Origin of the sequence: Streptomyces sp. NPDC026673, assembly GCF_040638135.1 — a bacterium.
GTDB lineage: Bacteria > Actinomycetota > Actinomycetes > Streptomycetales > Streptomycetaceae > Actinacidiphila.
Genome location: NZ_JBEZXR010000019.1, coordinates 76,203 through 89,839, shown reverse-complemented (window position 1 = coordinate 89,839; position 13,637 = coordinate 76,203). Strand labels below are relative to the sequence as shown.

The window sequence follows — 13,637 nt, the reverse complement described above, 5'->3', positions numbered from 1 at the left end:
CCGGTCAGCCGGCGTTGATCACCGCGTTGATCTGCTCGTCCGCGGCCTTGGTCGCGTCCTCGATGGACGCCTTGCCGACCGCGATGTCGTTGAGCATGTTCTGCAGGATCTGCTTCTTCTCGACCTGCAGCCAGCCCGGGGCGGTCGGGACGAACCAGGTGTTCTCGTTGGCCCGGGCGGAGGCGGCCGTCTTCGGGTCGTCCTTCAGCGGGGCGAGCAGCGACTTGGCGTTGGGCAGGTTGCCCTTGGCGATGAGGACCTTCTGGGCGGCGCTGTTGGTGAAGGCGTCGATCCAGTCGGCGGCGAGGTCCTGCGCGGCGGACTTGGCCGGGATGACCAGGTCGGAGCCGCCGATGAAGTTCGGCAGCAGGTCGCCGTTGGGACCGGGCAGCGCGAAGGTCTCCAGGGTGTCCTTGAGCTTGCCGGTCTTGTCGGTCTTCGGGTCGGCGGCGGCGGAACCCTCCCAGCTGGCGCCGTAGATGAGCGCGGACTTGCCCTGGCCGTAGACGATGTAGCGGTCCGACTCGTCCTTGTTCTTGTCACCGTGGAAGTACGTGTCGAGGACGCCCTTCCAGGTCTTCAGGCCCTCGATGGACTTGGGGTCGGAGAGGGTGGCGGTCCACTTGCCGCCGTCCTCCTTGGCGACGTCGCCGCCCGCGTCCTTGACGAAGGCCAGCGCGGTGTACCAGTCGCGGCTGGGCTGGTACCAGGCGGAGAACTTGTCGCCGTTCTTCTTCTGGATCTTGTCGAGCGCGTCCGTCAGCTCGGCCCAGGTGGTCGGGGGCTTGGTGACGCCGGCCGCCTTGGCGACGTCCTTGCGCCAGGTCCCGACGCGGGCACCGGCGTAGTAAGGCACGCCGTAGGTCTTGCCGTTGTAGGTGACCGATCCCTCGAGGGCGTCCAGCCAGTCCCCGGAGTTCTCGAACTTGCTCTTGTCGATGGGGGCGAAGGCGCCCTTCACCAGGTAGCCGAGAGTCTCGGTGTTGCCCATCTCGACGACGTCCGGCACCTTCTTGGTGGCGAGGACTGCGTCGAGCTTCTGGTTCTTGGCCGTCCACTCGTAGTACTCGTGACGGACCTTCACGCCCTTGTGCTCGGCCGCGAAGGCGTCGTCCGCCTGCTTGACCAGCTCGGGCCAGTTCTTCTGTGCGTCGACCGTCAGCCAGACGGTGATCTCCTTCGGCGCCGAGGCCTTGTCGGAGCCCTTGTCGTCCGAACCGCAGGCCGCAACGCCGGCGACCATGACGGCGACACCGATCGCCGCGATCAGCTTGCGCTTCACAACACCCTCCCCAGGGCAGTGAGTCCAAGTGGTGTAGACCAGTGCCCGAAGCTTGGCCTAGACCTTTGGGGGTGTCAAGGGTGTATAAGAGCACCGGACGCGTCCGTTACCGGACCGACATCTGGGCTCGTAACGCGATATGAGCCCGGGCCGTGCCACGATGTGAGCCGCGAATGACGGAGGAGCCGGTGACGGCAGCACGACAGCACTCGGGAGCAGAGGCGATGGAGACCGAAGGCGATGCCGGCACGGCGGTGACCGGGACCGCGGAGGCAGCCGGAACCGTCGCCGGGCGGACCGCGCGGGTGCCCAAGTACTACGGCCTCAAGCGGCATCTGCTGGAACTGACGCAGACGATGCCCCCCGGCTCCCCGGTTCCGCCGGAGCGCACCCTGGCCGCCGAGTTCGACACCTCGCGCACCACCGTGCGGCAGGCGCTGCAGGAACTGGTGGTCGAGGGTCGGCTGGAGCGCATCCAGGGCAAGGGCACCTTCGTCGCCAAGCCCAAGGTCTCCCAGGCGCTGCAACTCACCTCGTACACCGAGGACATGCGCGCCCAGGGTCTGGAGCCGACCTCCCAGCTGCTGGACATCGGCTACATCACCGCCGACGACCGGCTGGCCGAGCTGCTCGACATGAAGGCCGGCGGCCGCGTGCTGCGCATCGAGCGCCTGCGCCTGGCGAACGGCGAGCCGATGGCCATCGAGACCACCCACCTGTCGGCCAAGCGCTTCCCGGCGCTGCGCCGCAGCCTGGCGAAGTACACCTCGCTCTACACCGCGCTCGCCGAGGTCTACGACGTCCGCCTGGCCGAGGCGGAGGAGACCATCGAGACCTCGCTCGCCACCCCGCGCGAGGCGGGCCTGCTGGGCACGGACGTCGGGCTGCCGATGCTGCTGCTGTCCCGGCACTCGATCGACACCGGCGGCGAGCCGGTGGAGTGGGTGCGCTCGGTCTACCGCGGCGACCGCTACAAGTTCGTCGCGCGCCTGCAACGACCCTGACCATCGCGAGGTTCCCGGCCCGGTAGATCGTTTCCATACCGCAATGCGGGCGGGTAGTGACGCGCCTGCCGTCCTGACCTAGATTGCCTGCGCATTACACAGGAGTAAGAGATCAGGACGGAGCCGTAGCAATGTCCGAACCATCCGGAACCTCCGGCCGGCCACCGGTGGTCACCCCCACCCGGGTGATCGCCGGTGTCTGCCTCGTCATCCCCTTCGTCGCCATGCTCTGGGTCGGCTCGTACGCCAAGCTGACCCCGGAGTTCATCGGCATCCCGTTCTTCTACTGGTACCAGATGCTGTGGGTGTTCCTGTCCTCCGGACTGACGTACGCCGCGTACGTCATGGTCCGCCGTGAGGAGCGGGCACGGAAGGAGGTGGCGAAGTGAAGGACGGAGTCAACGGCGTCGCGCTCGCCGTCTTCATCTTCTTCTTCCTGGTCGTCACGGTCCTGGGCTTCCTGGCCGCGCGCTGGCGCAGAGCCGAGAACGCCCTGCACCTCGACGAGTGGGGCCTGGGCGGCCGCAGCTTCGGCAGCTGGATCACCTGGTTCCTGCTGGGCGGCGACCTGTACACGGCCTACACCTTCGTGGCGGTGCCGGCGGCGGTCTACGCGGCGGGCGCGGCCGGCTTCTTCGCCGTGCCGTACACGATCCTGGTCTATCCCCTGATCTTCACCTTCCTGCCCCGCCTGTGGTCGGTCTCGCACAAGCACGGCTACGTCACCACCTCGGACTTCGTGCGTGGGCGGTTCGGCTCCAAGGGCCTGTCGCTGGCCGTCGCGGTCACCGGCATCCTGGCCACCATGCCGTACATCGCGCTGCAACTGGTCGGCATCCAGGCCGTCCTCGACGTGATGGGCGTGGGCGGCGGCGAGTCGTCCAACTGGTTCATCAAGGACCTGCCGCTGCTGATCGCCTTCGGTGTCCTGGCGGCGTACACCTACTCCTCCGGCCTGCGGGCGCCGGCGCTGATCGCGTTCGTCAAGGACACGCTGATCTACATCGTCATCGCGGTGGCGATCATCTACATCCCGATCAAGCTGGGCGGCTTCGACGACATCTTCGCCAAGGCCGGCGACGCCTACTCCCAGATCAACCCGGCCACGGGCAAGCCCCGCGGATCCCTGGCACCGGGCGACACCGCCCAGTGGGCCTACGGCACCCTGGCGCTGGGCTCGGCGCTGGCGCTGTTCATGTACCCGCACTCCATCACCGCCGTGCTCTCCAGCCGCAGCCGTGACGTCATCCGCCGCAACACCACCGTGCTGCCGCTGTACTCGCTGATGCTGGGCCTGCTGGCGATGCTCGGCTTCATGGCGCTGGCCAGCGGCGTCGGGGCCGGGGTCAAGGGTTACAACGGCCAGCTGGCGATCCCGCAGCTGTTCGAGAACATGTTCCCGTCCTGGTTCGCGGGCGTGGCCTTCGCCGCGATCGGCATCGGTGCGCTGGTGCCGGCCGCGATCATGTCGATCGCCGCGGCGAACCTCTTCACCCGCAACATCTACAAGGACTTCCTCAAGCCGGACGCCACCCCCGCACAGGAGACCCAGGTCTCCAAGGTGGTCTCGCTGCTGGTCAAGGTCGGCGCCCTGGTCTTCGTCCTCACCATGGACAAGACGGTCGCGATCAACTTCCAGCTGCTCGGCGGCATCTGGATCCTGCAGACGTTCCCCGCCCTGGTCGGCGGCCTGTTCACGCGCTGGTTCCACCGCTGGGCACTGCTGGCCGGCTGGGCGGTCGGCATGATCTACGGCACCTGGGTGGCGTACGGCGTCGCGAGCCCGGCACAGAAGCACTTCGGCGGCTCCTCCGACACCATCCCGGTGATCGGGCAGATCGGCTACATCGGCCTGACCGCCTTCGTGCTCAACGTGGTGGTCACCGTCGTCCTCACCTTCGTCCTCAAGGCCCTCAAGGCCCCCGAGGGCGTGGACGAGACCGCCGAGGGCGACTTCACCGCGGACGCCGACGACCCGGGCGTCCGGAAGGACCTGCCGGTGGGCGCCGGTCACTGACCGCCGCTCCGGCCACGGATCACGGCCGCCGCCCTGGGACGGGGCGGCGGCCCGTCGTCGTGCCGTACGGGCCGGCTCCGGGCGGCGGAGGGTACGGCGGTACGGCTGCGGGCTGGTGTCCGCCCCGCGGGTGAGCCGGTGGCGCGCGGTCGCCGCGTCGCCGAAGCCGGCGCGGCCGCGACCGGCACGCCCGAACCCGTCGCTCTGTAACCGCATCGACACAACATCTGGTGGCGTCACGGACGGGCGCCACTAGATGTATGCTCAACTCCGCTGTCGCCGCAGGGGAAGCCGGTGGGAATCCGGGACTGCCCCGCAACGGTGTGCGGATGCCTTGAGGCATGCCCGCGAGTCCGAGTACCTGCCGACGGCACCGTCCGGCACGCCGCCCGGACGGTGAAGTGTCCGGGCCTCGCGGGTTGGGCCGGCGGACGCGCCGCGGCATGCCCTGCCCTGCCCTGCGTGCGCACCGTCGCTCCTCCGCGTCGCCGCCGTACGAGGGAGAGAGCACACGTGACCATCGCGCCCGCCGCACCCGCCACCGCATCGGAACCCGCCTCAACCGGAGCCGAGCTGCTGCGCGTTCTGACGGAACTGACCGCAGACCTCCCCGACACCGACCCCGGCCGGGTCGCCGCCGCCGCCCTGCGGGGCCGCAGCGCGGCGGCGGACGAGGCGGAACTGCGGGCGCTGGCCACCGAGGCCGCCGCCGGGCTGATCGCGGAGGACCCGCAGTACTCGCGGCTCGCCGCCCGTCTGCTCACCCTCGCCATCGCCGACGAGGCGGCCGGCCAGGGCGCGGTCTCGTTCTCCGCGTCGATCGCGGTGGGCCACCGCGAGGGCCTGATCGCCGACGGCACCGCCGCGTTCGTGGCCGAGCACGCCGCGCGTCTGGACGCGCTCGTCGACGGGGCGCTCGCCGGCGGCGCCGACGACCGCTTCGGCTACTTCGGCCTGCGCACCCTGCACAGCCGCTACCTGCTGCGCCACCCGATCACCCGCCAGGTCATCGAGACCCCGCAGCACTTCATGCTCCGTGTGGCCGGCGGCCTGGCCGAGGACCACTCCGTCCGCTCCGTGGACGAGGTCGAGGCGCTCTACGGCCTGATGAGCCGGCTGGACTACCTGCCCAGTTCACCCACACTCTTCAACTCCGGCACCCGGCACCCGCAGATGTCCTCCTGCTACCTGCTGGACTCCCCGCTGGACGAGCTGGACTCCATCTACGACCGCTACCACCAGGTGGCGCGGCTGTCGAAGCACGCCGGCGGCATCGGCCTGTCCTACTCCCGGATCCGCTCCCGCGGTTCGCTGATCCGCGGCACCAACGGCCACTCCAACGGCATCGTCCCGTTCCTGCGCACCCTCGACGCCTCCGTCGCCGCCGTCAACCAGGGCGGCCGCCGCAAGGGCGCGGCCTGCGTCTACCTGGAGACCTGGCACGCGGACATCGAGGAGTTCCTGGAGCTGCGCGACAACACCGGTGAGGAGGCGCGCCGCACCCACAACCTCAACCTGGCCCACTGGATCCCGGACGAGTTCATGCGCCGCGTCGACGCCGATGCCCCGTGGTCGCTCTTCTCCCCCGCCGACGTGCCCGAGCTGGTCGACCTGTGGGGCGAGGAGTTCGACGCCGCCTACCGCAAGGCCGAGGCATCGGGGCTGGCCCGCAGGACCATTCCGGCGCGCGAGCTGTACGGCCGCATGATGCGCACCCTGGCGCAGACCGGCAACGGCTGGATGACCTTCAAGGACGCCTCCAACCGCACCGCCAACCAGACCGCCGAGCCCGGCCGCGTCATCCACTCCTCCAACCTCTGCACGGAGATCCTGGAGGTCACCGACGACGGCGAGACCGCGGTCTGCAACCTCGGCTCGGTCAACCTGGGCGCGTTCGTCGTCGAGGACGGCGGCGTCGGGGAGCAAGCCATCGACTGGGAGCGGCTGGACGCCACCGTCCGCACCGCCGTCACCTTCCTCGACCGCGTCGTGGACATCAACTTCTACCCCACCTCCCAGGCCGCCGCCTCCAACGAGCGCTGGCGCCCGGTCGGCCTGGGCGCGATGGGCCTGCAGGACGTCTTCTTCAAGCTCCGGCTGCCCTTCGACTCCGCCGAGGCCAAGGCGCTCTCCACGAAGATCGCCGAGCGCATCATGCTCGCCGCGTACGAGGCCTCCTGCGACCTCGCCGAGCGCCACGGCCCGCACCCGGCCTGGTCGCAGACCCGCGCCGCCCGCGGCGTGCTGCACCCGGACCACTACGACACCGAGGAGAACTGGCCCGAGCGCTGGGAGGCGCTGCGTGCCCGCGTCGCCGCCACCGGCATGCGCAACTCGCTGCTGCTGGCGATCGCCCCGACCGCCACGATCGCCTCGATCGCGGGCGTGTACGAGTGCATCGAGCCGCAGGTCTCCAACCTCTTCAAGCGCGAGACGCTGAGCGGTGAGTTCCTGCAGGTCAACTCCTACCTCGTGGCCGACCTGAAGAAGCTCGGCGTCTGGGACACGCAGACCCGTGACGCGCTGCGCGAGTCCAACGGCTCCGTCGAGGGCTTCAACTGGATCCCCGCGGACGTCCGCGAGCTGTACCGCACCGCCTGGGAGATCCCGCAGCGCGCCCTGATCGACATGGCCGCGGCCCGCACCCCGTACCTCGACCAGAGCCAGTCGCTCAACCTCTTCATGGCCTCGCCCACCATCGGCAAGCTCAGCTCGATGTACGCGTACGCCTGGAAGCAGGGCCTGAAGACGACGTACTACCTGCGCTCCCGCCCGGCCACGCGCATCGCGCAGTCCGCCCGCGCGGCGGCCCCGATCCCCGTGCAGGCGACGCCCGACGCGGACGCGATCGCCTGCTCCCTTGAGAACCCCGAGTCCTGCGAGGCCTGCCAGTAATGAGCTCCACCAAGAACCTGCTCGACCCGGGCTTCGAGCTGACCCTGCGTCCGATGCGCTACCCGGACTTCTACGAGCGCTACCGCGACGCCATCAAGAACACCTGGACCGTGGAGGAGGTCGACCTCCACTCCGACGTCGCCGACCTCGCCAAGCTCTCCCCCGGCGAGCAGCACATGATCGGCCGGCTGGTCGCGTTCTTCGCCACCGGCGACTCGATCGTGGCCAACAACCTCGTGCTGACCCTGTACAAGCACATCAACTCCCCCGAGGCGCGGCTGTACCTGTCGCGGCAGCTCTTCGAGGAGGCCGTGCACGTCCAGTTCTACCTGACGCTGCTCGACACCTACCTCCCCGATCCCGACGAGCGCGCCGCCGCCTTCGCGGCCGTCGAGAGCATCCCCTCCATCCGTGAGAAGGCGCAGTTCTGCTTCCGCTGGATGGATTCGGTGGAGTCCATCGACCGCCTGGAGACCCGGGAGGACCGCCGCCGCTTCCTGCTCAACCTGATCTGCTTCGCGGCGTGCATCGAGGGCCTGTTCTTCTACGGCGCCTTCGCCTACGTCTACTGGTTCCGCTCCCGCGGGCTGCTGCACGGGCTCGCAACCGGCACCAACTGGGTCTTCCGCGACGAGTCGATGCACATGGACTTCGCCTTCCACGTCGTGGACACCGTCCGCCAGGAGGAGCCCGACCTCTTCGACGAGGAGATGGGCAAGCAGGTCACCGCCATGCTGGAGGAGGCCGTCGAGGCCGAGCTGCAGTTCGCCCGCGACCTGTGCGGCGACGGCCTGCCCGGCATGAACACCGACTCCATGCGCGAGTACCTGCAGTGCGTCGCCGACCAGCGGCTGGTCCGGCTCGGCCTGCCGGCCCGCTACGGCTCGGAGAACCCGTTCTCCTTCATGGAGCTGCAGAACGTCCAGGAGCTGACCAACTTCTTCGAGCGCCGCGCCTCCGCGTACCAGGTGGCGGTCGAGGGCACGGTCTCCTTCGACGACGACTTCTGATCCGCGCGCACCGCGGCTGACGAGCGGGGCCCGGCCGGATCGGCCGGGCCCCGCTCGCGGTCACTTCAGGACGACCGCGTCGGCGGCCGAGGCCACCTGGGCCGTCGTGGTCGTGCCCGGGAAGAACCAGCGCCAGCTGCCCGCCGCGGTGGCGGTCACTTTGGCGCTCAGGCCACCGGAGCTGTTCGTGGTGGCCGTCTTGACGGTGTTCCACTTCGTGGAGCCCGCCTTCTTGAACTGCAGTTGCACGGGCTGCCCGGCGTAGCCCCCGTACTTCAGGCTCTGCCAGCTCGCCCGCGTGAGCTTGCCCTTGACGGTGAGCGTGCCGCCCTTGGCGACCGGCTCGGGCCCCGCGTCGGTGGTGAGCACCGATGCGCGCTTCACCTTGAACCGGGCGATGCCGTCGCTGATCCAGTAGTCGCCGTCGTTCGCGTGGACCGTGGCGTCGACCCGCCACCAGCCCGCTACCTGATTGGCGTTCCAGTCCGGATCACCCACCACCGACGAACGGATCGACGTCGGGTCGATCAGCAAGGTGGCCGTGCACACCGACGTGGTGGCGCTCTTCTTCTCGCAGCGGGTGTCGAACGCGTCGCTGGGGCCCCACCCGTTGGCCGTGTTGAGCGCGCCCACCCGCGAGACCTTCTTGACCCCCGAGTTGTCCCTGATCGTCATGACGATCGGGAACTCGATGGCCTTCTTCGTCCCGACGATCACATTGGTGCCGTGGTCCACCACCGTCTTGATGACCCGGATGTCGCCCCGGCCCTCCGCGTGGGCGGCCGGCGCCGTCAGGACCACCATCGCCGCGGCACCCGCCGCGGCGGCCGTCAGCACTCTGTGTCGCATAACCCTCCCCTGTTCGCCCCGGCATGATCATGCCGGGGCGAACAGGTTAACGGCAGGGATCGATCACTCGTTCGGCACGGTCTCGTACTTCGGCGTGAGCTCCGCCATCTGCTTCAGCGCGTCCTTGCGGTCCCGCTTGGAGAGCCGGTCGATGTAGAGGTAACCGTTGAGGTGGTCGGTCTCGTGCTGGAGGCAGCGGGCGAAGAACCCGGAGCCCGCGACGACGATGTCGTTGCCGTGCATGTCCTGCCCGCGGCAGACCGCGTAGTCGGGACGCGGCAGCTCGGCGTAGGCACCCGGCACGGACAGGCAGCCCTCGTTGCCGTCGTCGAGGACGCGGCGCTCGGCGGGGAGGTCGTCGACGACGGGGTTGACCACGTGGCCGACGTGGCGGACGCCGTCGTCGTCCGGGCAGTCGTATACGAAGACCCGCAGGGGGACGCCGATCTGGTTCGCCGCGAGGCCGACGCCCTCGGCGGCGCGCTGGCTGGCGAACATGTCATCGATGAGCGCGGCCAGCTCGTCGTCGAAGGACGTGACCGTCTGGCACGGGTGGTGCAGCACCGGGTTGCCGACGACCGTGATCGGGCGGGCCGTGCCGCGCGCGCGGTGCGCGGCCTCGCGCTCCTCCGCGTCCGTCACGTCGTCGGTGAATGCGGTCTGCTCGGTCTCCTGCTGCGACATGGTCCGTCGTACGCCTTCCTCGGGCCTTCTCCAAAGCTCAATAGCCCATCAAGGGTACGTGCCCGCGACGGTGTCAGCAGACCTCTTCGAGATCACGCCAGTCCCGGGTGTCCGGACTGTCGGCGACCCAGCTGTCCAGCAGACCGCGCACCAGGCCGACCGGGGCGGCGATGCCGCACTCGCGCTCGGGGGCCCACAGGGCGCCGGGGGTGCGGTGGCTGAGGTGGCCCGGGTGGCCGGGTTCGCCCTGGTCGTGCGGGTCGCGGGAGGCGTCGGAGCCGTCGTCGGTCGGCATCCGGCTCTCGGAGCAGGTGCGGCAGAGCAGCCGGACCGAGGACGACCAGTCCTCGGCGGCGTAGCCGGCGTCGGCGGCCAGCTGCTCCAGGGCGTCGCGGTCGGACTCGGTGGCCGCCTCCAGCAGGACGAGCCAGGTCGGCACCGGGGACGGCGCCCACAACTCGATCTCGTCGAAGACGGGGTAGGTCGCGCCGTCGGCGGTGCGCCGCTCGCCGTGCGGCACGCCGTCGTGGAGCACGACCTCGCCCCAGCGGCGGCCGGAGGACGGCAGCGGGATGCTCAGCACCTCGATCCGGGCCGGATCGATCCGGCGGCCCCAGACCACCTCGGCCTCGCCCTCCGGGGAGAGCCGTACCGCCGAGCTGCCCAGCTGCATCGTCACCGGGCCGGTCCCGGCGGCGTCGGGCCTCAGGCCGTACGCCTGCCAGGCGCGGCGGGCCAGCGGCCAGTCCTGCAGCGCGGTGGCGGCGATGCCGACGTTCCACCAGTCGGGGGCGCCCGGCGCGCGGTCCAGCAGGGCGACGGCCCGCAGCCCGGTGGTGCGAGCCTGCTCCCAGTCGTGCCGGAACTTGTGGAGCAGCGCGAGGTTGTACCAGGACTCCGAGCGCCACGGCTCGAGGTCGGCGGCACGGATCAGCAGCGCGCCGGCGTCCTCGTACCGCCCGTCGCTGATCAGCGTGAACGCCTGATCGGTCGCCTGCCGCCAGGTGGCGGAGGGCCGATGGCGCGCCCTGCCGAAGATCCTCAACGTGTCCCGCCTGCCGCTCGCGTTCGCTGGTGCTCCACGGTGCCCCGTCCGTTCCCCCACGTCCCGCGCTCAGCGGTGCTCATCAGTCCTCCTTGCCATCGGCAGGGCCTGTCACACACGGCCGGGCTTGTCGTTTTGGCAGCATCGGCGCCATGGTGTGCCTCTTGAGCGCTCTGCGCCCCTGCGGGCATCCAACCATGCCCCTTGGTACGCCCGCTCATTACCGGCGGGTTCACTGCCCGGCCCTGGCAACGACCCTGGTCAGCGCCTCGACCACCCGGGGGTCGTATTCGTGCGCGGTGTCGAGGCGCAACCGCTCCAGCGCCTGCAGCCCCCGGCCCACGGCCGTACCGCCCCCGGCCAGGTCCTCGTAGGCGTTGGCCGTACGCACGATGCGTCCGGCGAGCGGCTGGTCCCGGTACGGATCGGCCTGGCCCTCCACGATCCGCGCGACTTCCTCGGGGGCACCCGTACGGCGTACGACCTCCGCGCCGAGCAGGGCGATGCGCCGGCGTTCCACCTGATCGAGGGACGAGGTGGCGCCCCCGGGGACGGGGTCGACGAGGGAGAGCTGGCCGATGTCGTGCATCAGCGCCGCGTGCTCCAGGGCCGCCAGCGCCCTTCCGCCCAGGCCCAGTTCCCTGCCCATGGCGTGGCTCAGCGCGCTGACCCGGCGGGCGTGCCCCACCGGGGTGTAGCCGGCGACCTCGGTGGCCCGGGCGAGCGAGGTGATCGTCTCCCGGTGGGTGGCCCGGATCGCGGCGTGCCGGCGGAAGGCCGTCTGGGTCAGCAGCAGGGGCACCCCGCACACGGGCAGCGCCCAGAGCCCGGCGGCCTGCTCCGCCTGCGCCAGCACGACCCCGCCGGCGCACACGGCCGAGCCGACTCCGGGCAGGGCGGCCAGTTCGTCACGCAGGACGGAGGCGAAGGGGTGCCGTTCGCGGGCGGCGCCGAGCATCGCGGCGAGCACGGCGTCGCAGAGGATCGTGCTGGCCAGCAGCAGCACGGCGTAGCCCGGATGGCCGCCGCTGCCGCCGTACAGCGGCTGGGCGGTCGCCGCGGCGAAGGCGACCGTCAGCACGCGCCGCGCCGCCGCGTCCCGTGGCGCCCCCCGCAGTTGTCCGGCGACCACCGCGGCGACGGACACGGCCACGACGACCGCCACCGCCTCCGCCGCGAGGAGCGCGTACGCCAGGGCCCCGGCGAAGGCCACGGGGGCCGCCTCGCGGCCCTCGGGTTCCGGGATGCGGAAGGCCTCGCCCACGACGATGAGCGCCCCGAACGCGGCGGCGGCCGCGGGATCGGCGACACCGCGGGCCGCCGTCCAGCCCAGGCCCGCGGCGCCCACGGCCAGCGCGAGGCCGTGGACGGTGAGGACGGCGGGCGGCGTGCGTCTGCGATGGCGCCGGTGGTCGCCGCCGCGGCGGCCGGATGCGCTCACGGGCGCGGCTCGGGCGTACGGCGGGATGTGGCGTCCCGGCGGGCGTGGCGCCGGGCCTGGACGGGCGGGAAGGGCTCCGGCTCGTCCGCGGTGACCGCCGGGTTCCATCCCTCCCGGCGGACGGCGCGGACGAGGGCCTGGACCATGAGGGGGTCGAAGTGGGTGCCGGCGCAGCGCCGCAGCTCCCCCAGCGCGTCGTCGACCCCGCGGGTGACCTGGTAGGCCCGCGTGGAGGTCATCGCGTCGAAGGCGTCGGCCACGGCTACCAGGCGCGCGGACGACGGGATGGCCTCGCCGGCCAGGCCGTACGGGTAGCCCGAGCCGTCGAGGCGTTCGTGGTGGTGCAGGATCGCCGTGCGGGCGTCGTCGAGGAAGGCGATGCCCCGCACCATCTCGTGCCCGTAACCGGGGTGCAGCTCGATGATCCGCCGTTCCTCGGGGGTCAGTGGGCTGTCCTTGCGCAGCACGCGGGTGGGCACGCCCAGCTTGCCGATGTCGTGCAGGATGCCGGCCAGCCGCAGCGCCTCCACCCGTTCGGGAGGCATGCCGATCTCGCGGGCGATCAGCGCCGACGCCCGGCCCACGCGTTCACTGTGGCCGCGGGTGTAGCGGTCCTTGATCTCCACGGCCTGCACCAGCGCCCGCACCGTCGCCTGGTGCGCGGCCCGCTCGCGGCGCGCCTGGCCGACGGCCCAGTGGGCGATGTGCGTCGGCAGCAGGGCGAGGACGGCGGCCACCGCCCCGTACGGCCCCTGCCAGAGCACCGCGGCCATGAGGCCCACCAGGCCGTAGGTGAGCTGCGACGCGAGGGGACCGAGCAGGGCCTCCCGCCAGGCGGCGGCCGGGGCCGTCCGCTCGGCGGTGATCAGCACGCCGGAGGTGAGCGCCGCGGAGACCAGGCAGAAGGCGAGCACCGCCGCGAGCGCGGGCACCAGCAGTCCCGGCAGCCGCGCGAAGGGGCCGTCCCCGAAGGCCGCCCGGGCCTGCGCCGCGGCGTCCGTCGCCAGGGCGAGCTGCGCGGCGTGCCACACGCGGCGCACCGGGCGCGGTTCGCCCCGGACCGGGGCGACGAGGCCGCCGGGCACGGCGACGAGTGCGGCCGCGCCAGGGGGAAGCAGGAGCGCGGCCGCGAAGAGCACCGGGGGTAGGGACGCCCCCGTCCGTTCCCCCGCGGCGTACAGCGCCGCCAGCGCCGCGGCGGTGAGCCAGGGGGTGTCCCCGTGGGGGCCGGTGACGAGCGCGCCGCACGCCGACACGACGACGACCGGGATGTAGACCCGTGCCGCCGGTGGGAGCACCCGGACCGCCCGCATCGCACGCACCCCACCGAGGCTAGGGGCGCGGCCGCCGCACGGTGGGCGAGCGGCCGCGATTCCCGCCTTCGGGTGATCCCGGGTGACCTGCCGGCGC

General features: G+C 71.4%; 11 protein-coding genes and 1 riboswitch. Of the genes, 5 read left to right on the top strand and 6 right to left on the bottom strand.

All coding sequences use genetic code 11. From position 1 onward, the window contains the following. Positions 1–4: 4 nt before the first annotated feature. A complete protein-coding gene (locus AB0F62_RS16130) occupies positions 5–1,282 on the bottom strand; it encodes an extracellular solute-binding protein (protein WP_361798159.1) in 1,278 nt (425 codons plus the stop codon). A gap of 224 nt (positions 1,283–1,506) precedes the next feature. Between AB0F62_RS16130 and AB0F62_RS16125 the strand changes: the two genes are divergently transcribed. The 5 genes from AB0F62_RS16125 to AB0F62_RS16105 all read left to right on the top strand — a co-directional run bounded on the left by AB0F62_RS16125 (position 1,507) and on the right by AB0F62_RS16105 (position 8,208). Beyond that, complete coding sequence (locus tag AB0F62_RS16125) at positions 1,507–2,286, top strand: GntR family transcriptional regulator (protein WP_361798256.1); 780 nt, start codon at positions 1,507–1,509, stop codon at positions 2,284–2,286. A 131-nt stretch (positions 2,287–2,417) separates the two neighbouring features. Next, entirely contained in the window at positions 2,418–2,675 is a 258-nt protein-coding gene (locus tag AB0F62_RS16120; RefSeq protein ID WP_361798156.1) for a DUF3311 domain-containing protein, read from the top strand. Beyond that, positions 2,672–4,303: a monocarboxylate uptake permease MctP gene (gene mctP, locus AB0F62_RS16115; RefSeq protein WP_361798153.1), complete on the top strand. Its 1,632-nt coding sequence runs from the start codon at positions 2,672–2,674 to the stop codon at positions 4,301–4,303. Before AB0F62_RS16120 ends, mctP begins: the two co-directional genes overlap by 4 nt. A gap of 214 nt (positions 4,304–4,517) precedes the next feature. Next, a riboswitch (cobalamin riboswitch) is annotated at positions 4,518–4,687 on the top strand. A 129-nt stretch (positions 4,688–4,816) separates the two neighbouring features. Beyond that, positions 4,817–7,198, top strand: a complete 2,382-nt coding sequence (locus AB0F62_RS16110) for a ribonucleoside-diphosphate reductase subunit alpha (protein WP_361798150.1) — start codon at positions 4,817–4,819, stop codon at positions 7,196–7,198. After that, positions 7,198–8,208 (top strand): ribonucleotide-diphosphate reductase subunit beta, encoded by a 1,011-nt coding sequence (locus AB0F62_RS16105; RefSeq protein WP_361798147.1) that lies wholly within the window; start codon positions 7,198–7,200, stop codon positions 8,206–8,208. The genes AB0F62_RS16110 and AB0F62_RS16105 overlap by 1 nt, the downstream gene beginning before the upstream one ends. 60 nt (positions 8,209–8,268) lie before the next feature. On the opposite strand, the gene AB0F62_RS16100 is transcribed toward AB0F62_RS16105, so the two are convergent. From AB0F62_RS16100 to AB0F62_RS16080, 5 genes are all read right to left on the bottom strand, one after another. Then, positions 8,269–9,057 carry a hypothetical protein gene (locus AB0F62_RS16100; protein WP_361798144.1) on the bottom strand — a complete coding sequence of 263 codons (789 nt, stop codon included), beginning with the start codon at positions 9,055–9,057 and terminating at the stop codon, positions 8,269–8,271. Between the two features lie 63 nt (positions 9,058–9,120). Further along, on the bottom strand, positions 9,121–9,741 hold the full coding sequence (gene def / locus AB0F62_RS16095; RefSeq protein ID WP_361798141.1) for a peptide deformylase: 621 nt from the start codon (positions 9,739–9,741) through the stop codon (positions 9,121–9,123). 73 nt (positions 9,742–9,814) lie between these two features. Further along, positions 9,815–10,786: a tetratricopeptide repeat protein gene (locus tag AB0F62_RS16090; protein WP_361798138.1), complete on the bottom strand. Its 972-nt coding sequence runs from the start codon at positions 10,784–10,786 to the stop codon at positions 9,815–9,817. 232 nt (positions 10,787–11,018) lie between these two features. Continuing rightward, complete coding sequence (locus AB0F62_RS16085; RefSeq protein ID WP_361798135.1) at positions 11,019–12,227, bottom strand: HD domain-containing phosphohydrolase; 1,209 nt, start codon at positions 12,225–12,227, stop codon at positions 11,019–11,021. Then, on the bottom strand, positions 12,224–13,540 hold the full coding sequence (locus AB0F62_RS16080) for an HD-GYP domain-containing protein (protein WP_361798253.1): 1,317 nt from the start codon (positions 13,538–13,540) through the stop codon (positions 12,224–12,226). Before AB0F62_RS16080 ends, AB0F62_RS16085 begins: the two co-directional genes overlap by 4 nt. Between the last annotated feature and the right edge of the window lie 97 nt (positions 13,541–13,637).

Excerpts from the sequence above, each read along its gene's own strand:
- AB0F62_RS16125 (WP_361798256.1), top strand. The coding sequence starts at position 1,507 with ATGGAGACCGAAGGCGATGCCGGCACGGCGGTGACCGGGACCGCGGAG.
- def (WP_361798141.1), bottom strand. The coding sequence starts at position 9,741 with ATGTCGCAGCAGGAGACCGAGCAGACCGCATTCACCGACGACGTGACG.
- AB0F62_RS16080 (WP_361798253.1), bottom strand. The coding sequence starts at position 13,540 with ATGCGGGCGGTCCGGGTGCTCCCACCGGCGGCACGGGTCTACATCCCG.
- AB0F62_RS16105 (WP_361798147.1), top strand. The coding sequence starts at position 7,198 with ATGAGCTCCACCAAGAACCTGCTCGACCCGGGCTTCGAGCTGACCCTG.
- AB0F62_RS16100 (WP_361798144.1), bottom strand. The coding sequence starts at position 9,057 with ATGCGACACAGAGTGCTGACGGCCGCCGCGGCGGGTGCCGCGGCGATG.
- AB0F62_RS16120 (WP_361798156.1), top strand. The coding sequence starts at position 2,418 with ATGTCCGAACCATCCGGAACCTCCGGCCGGCCACCGGTGGTCACCCCC.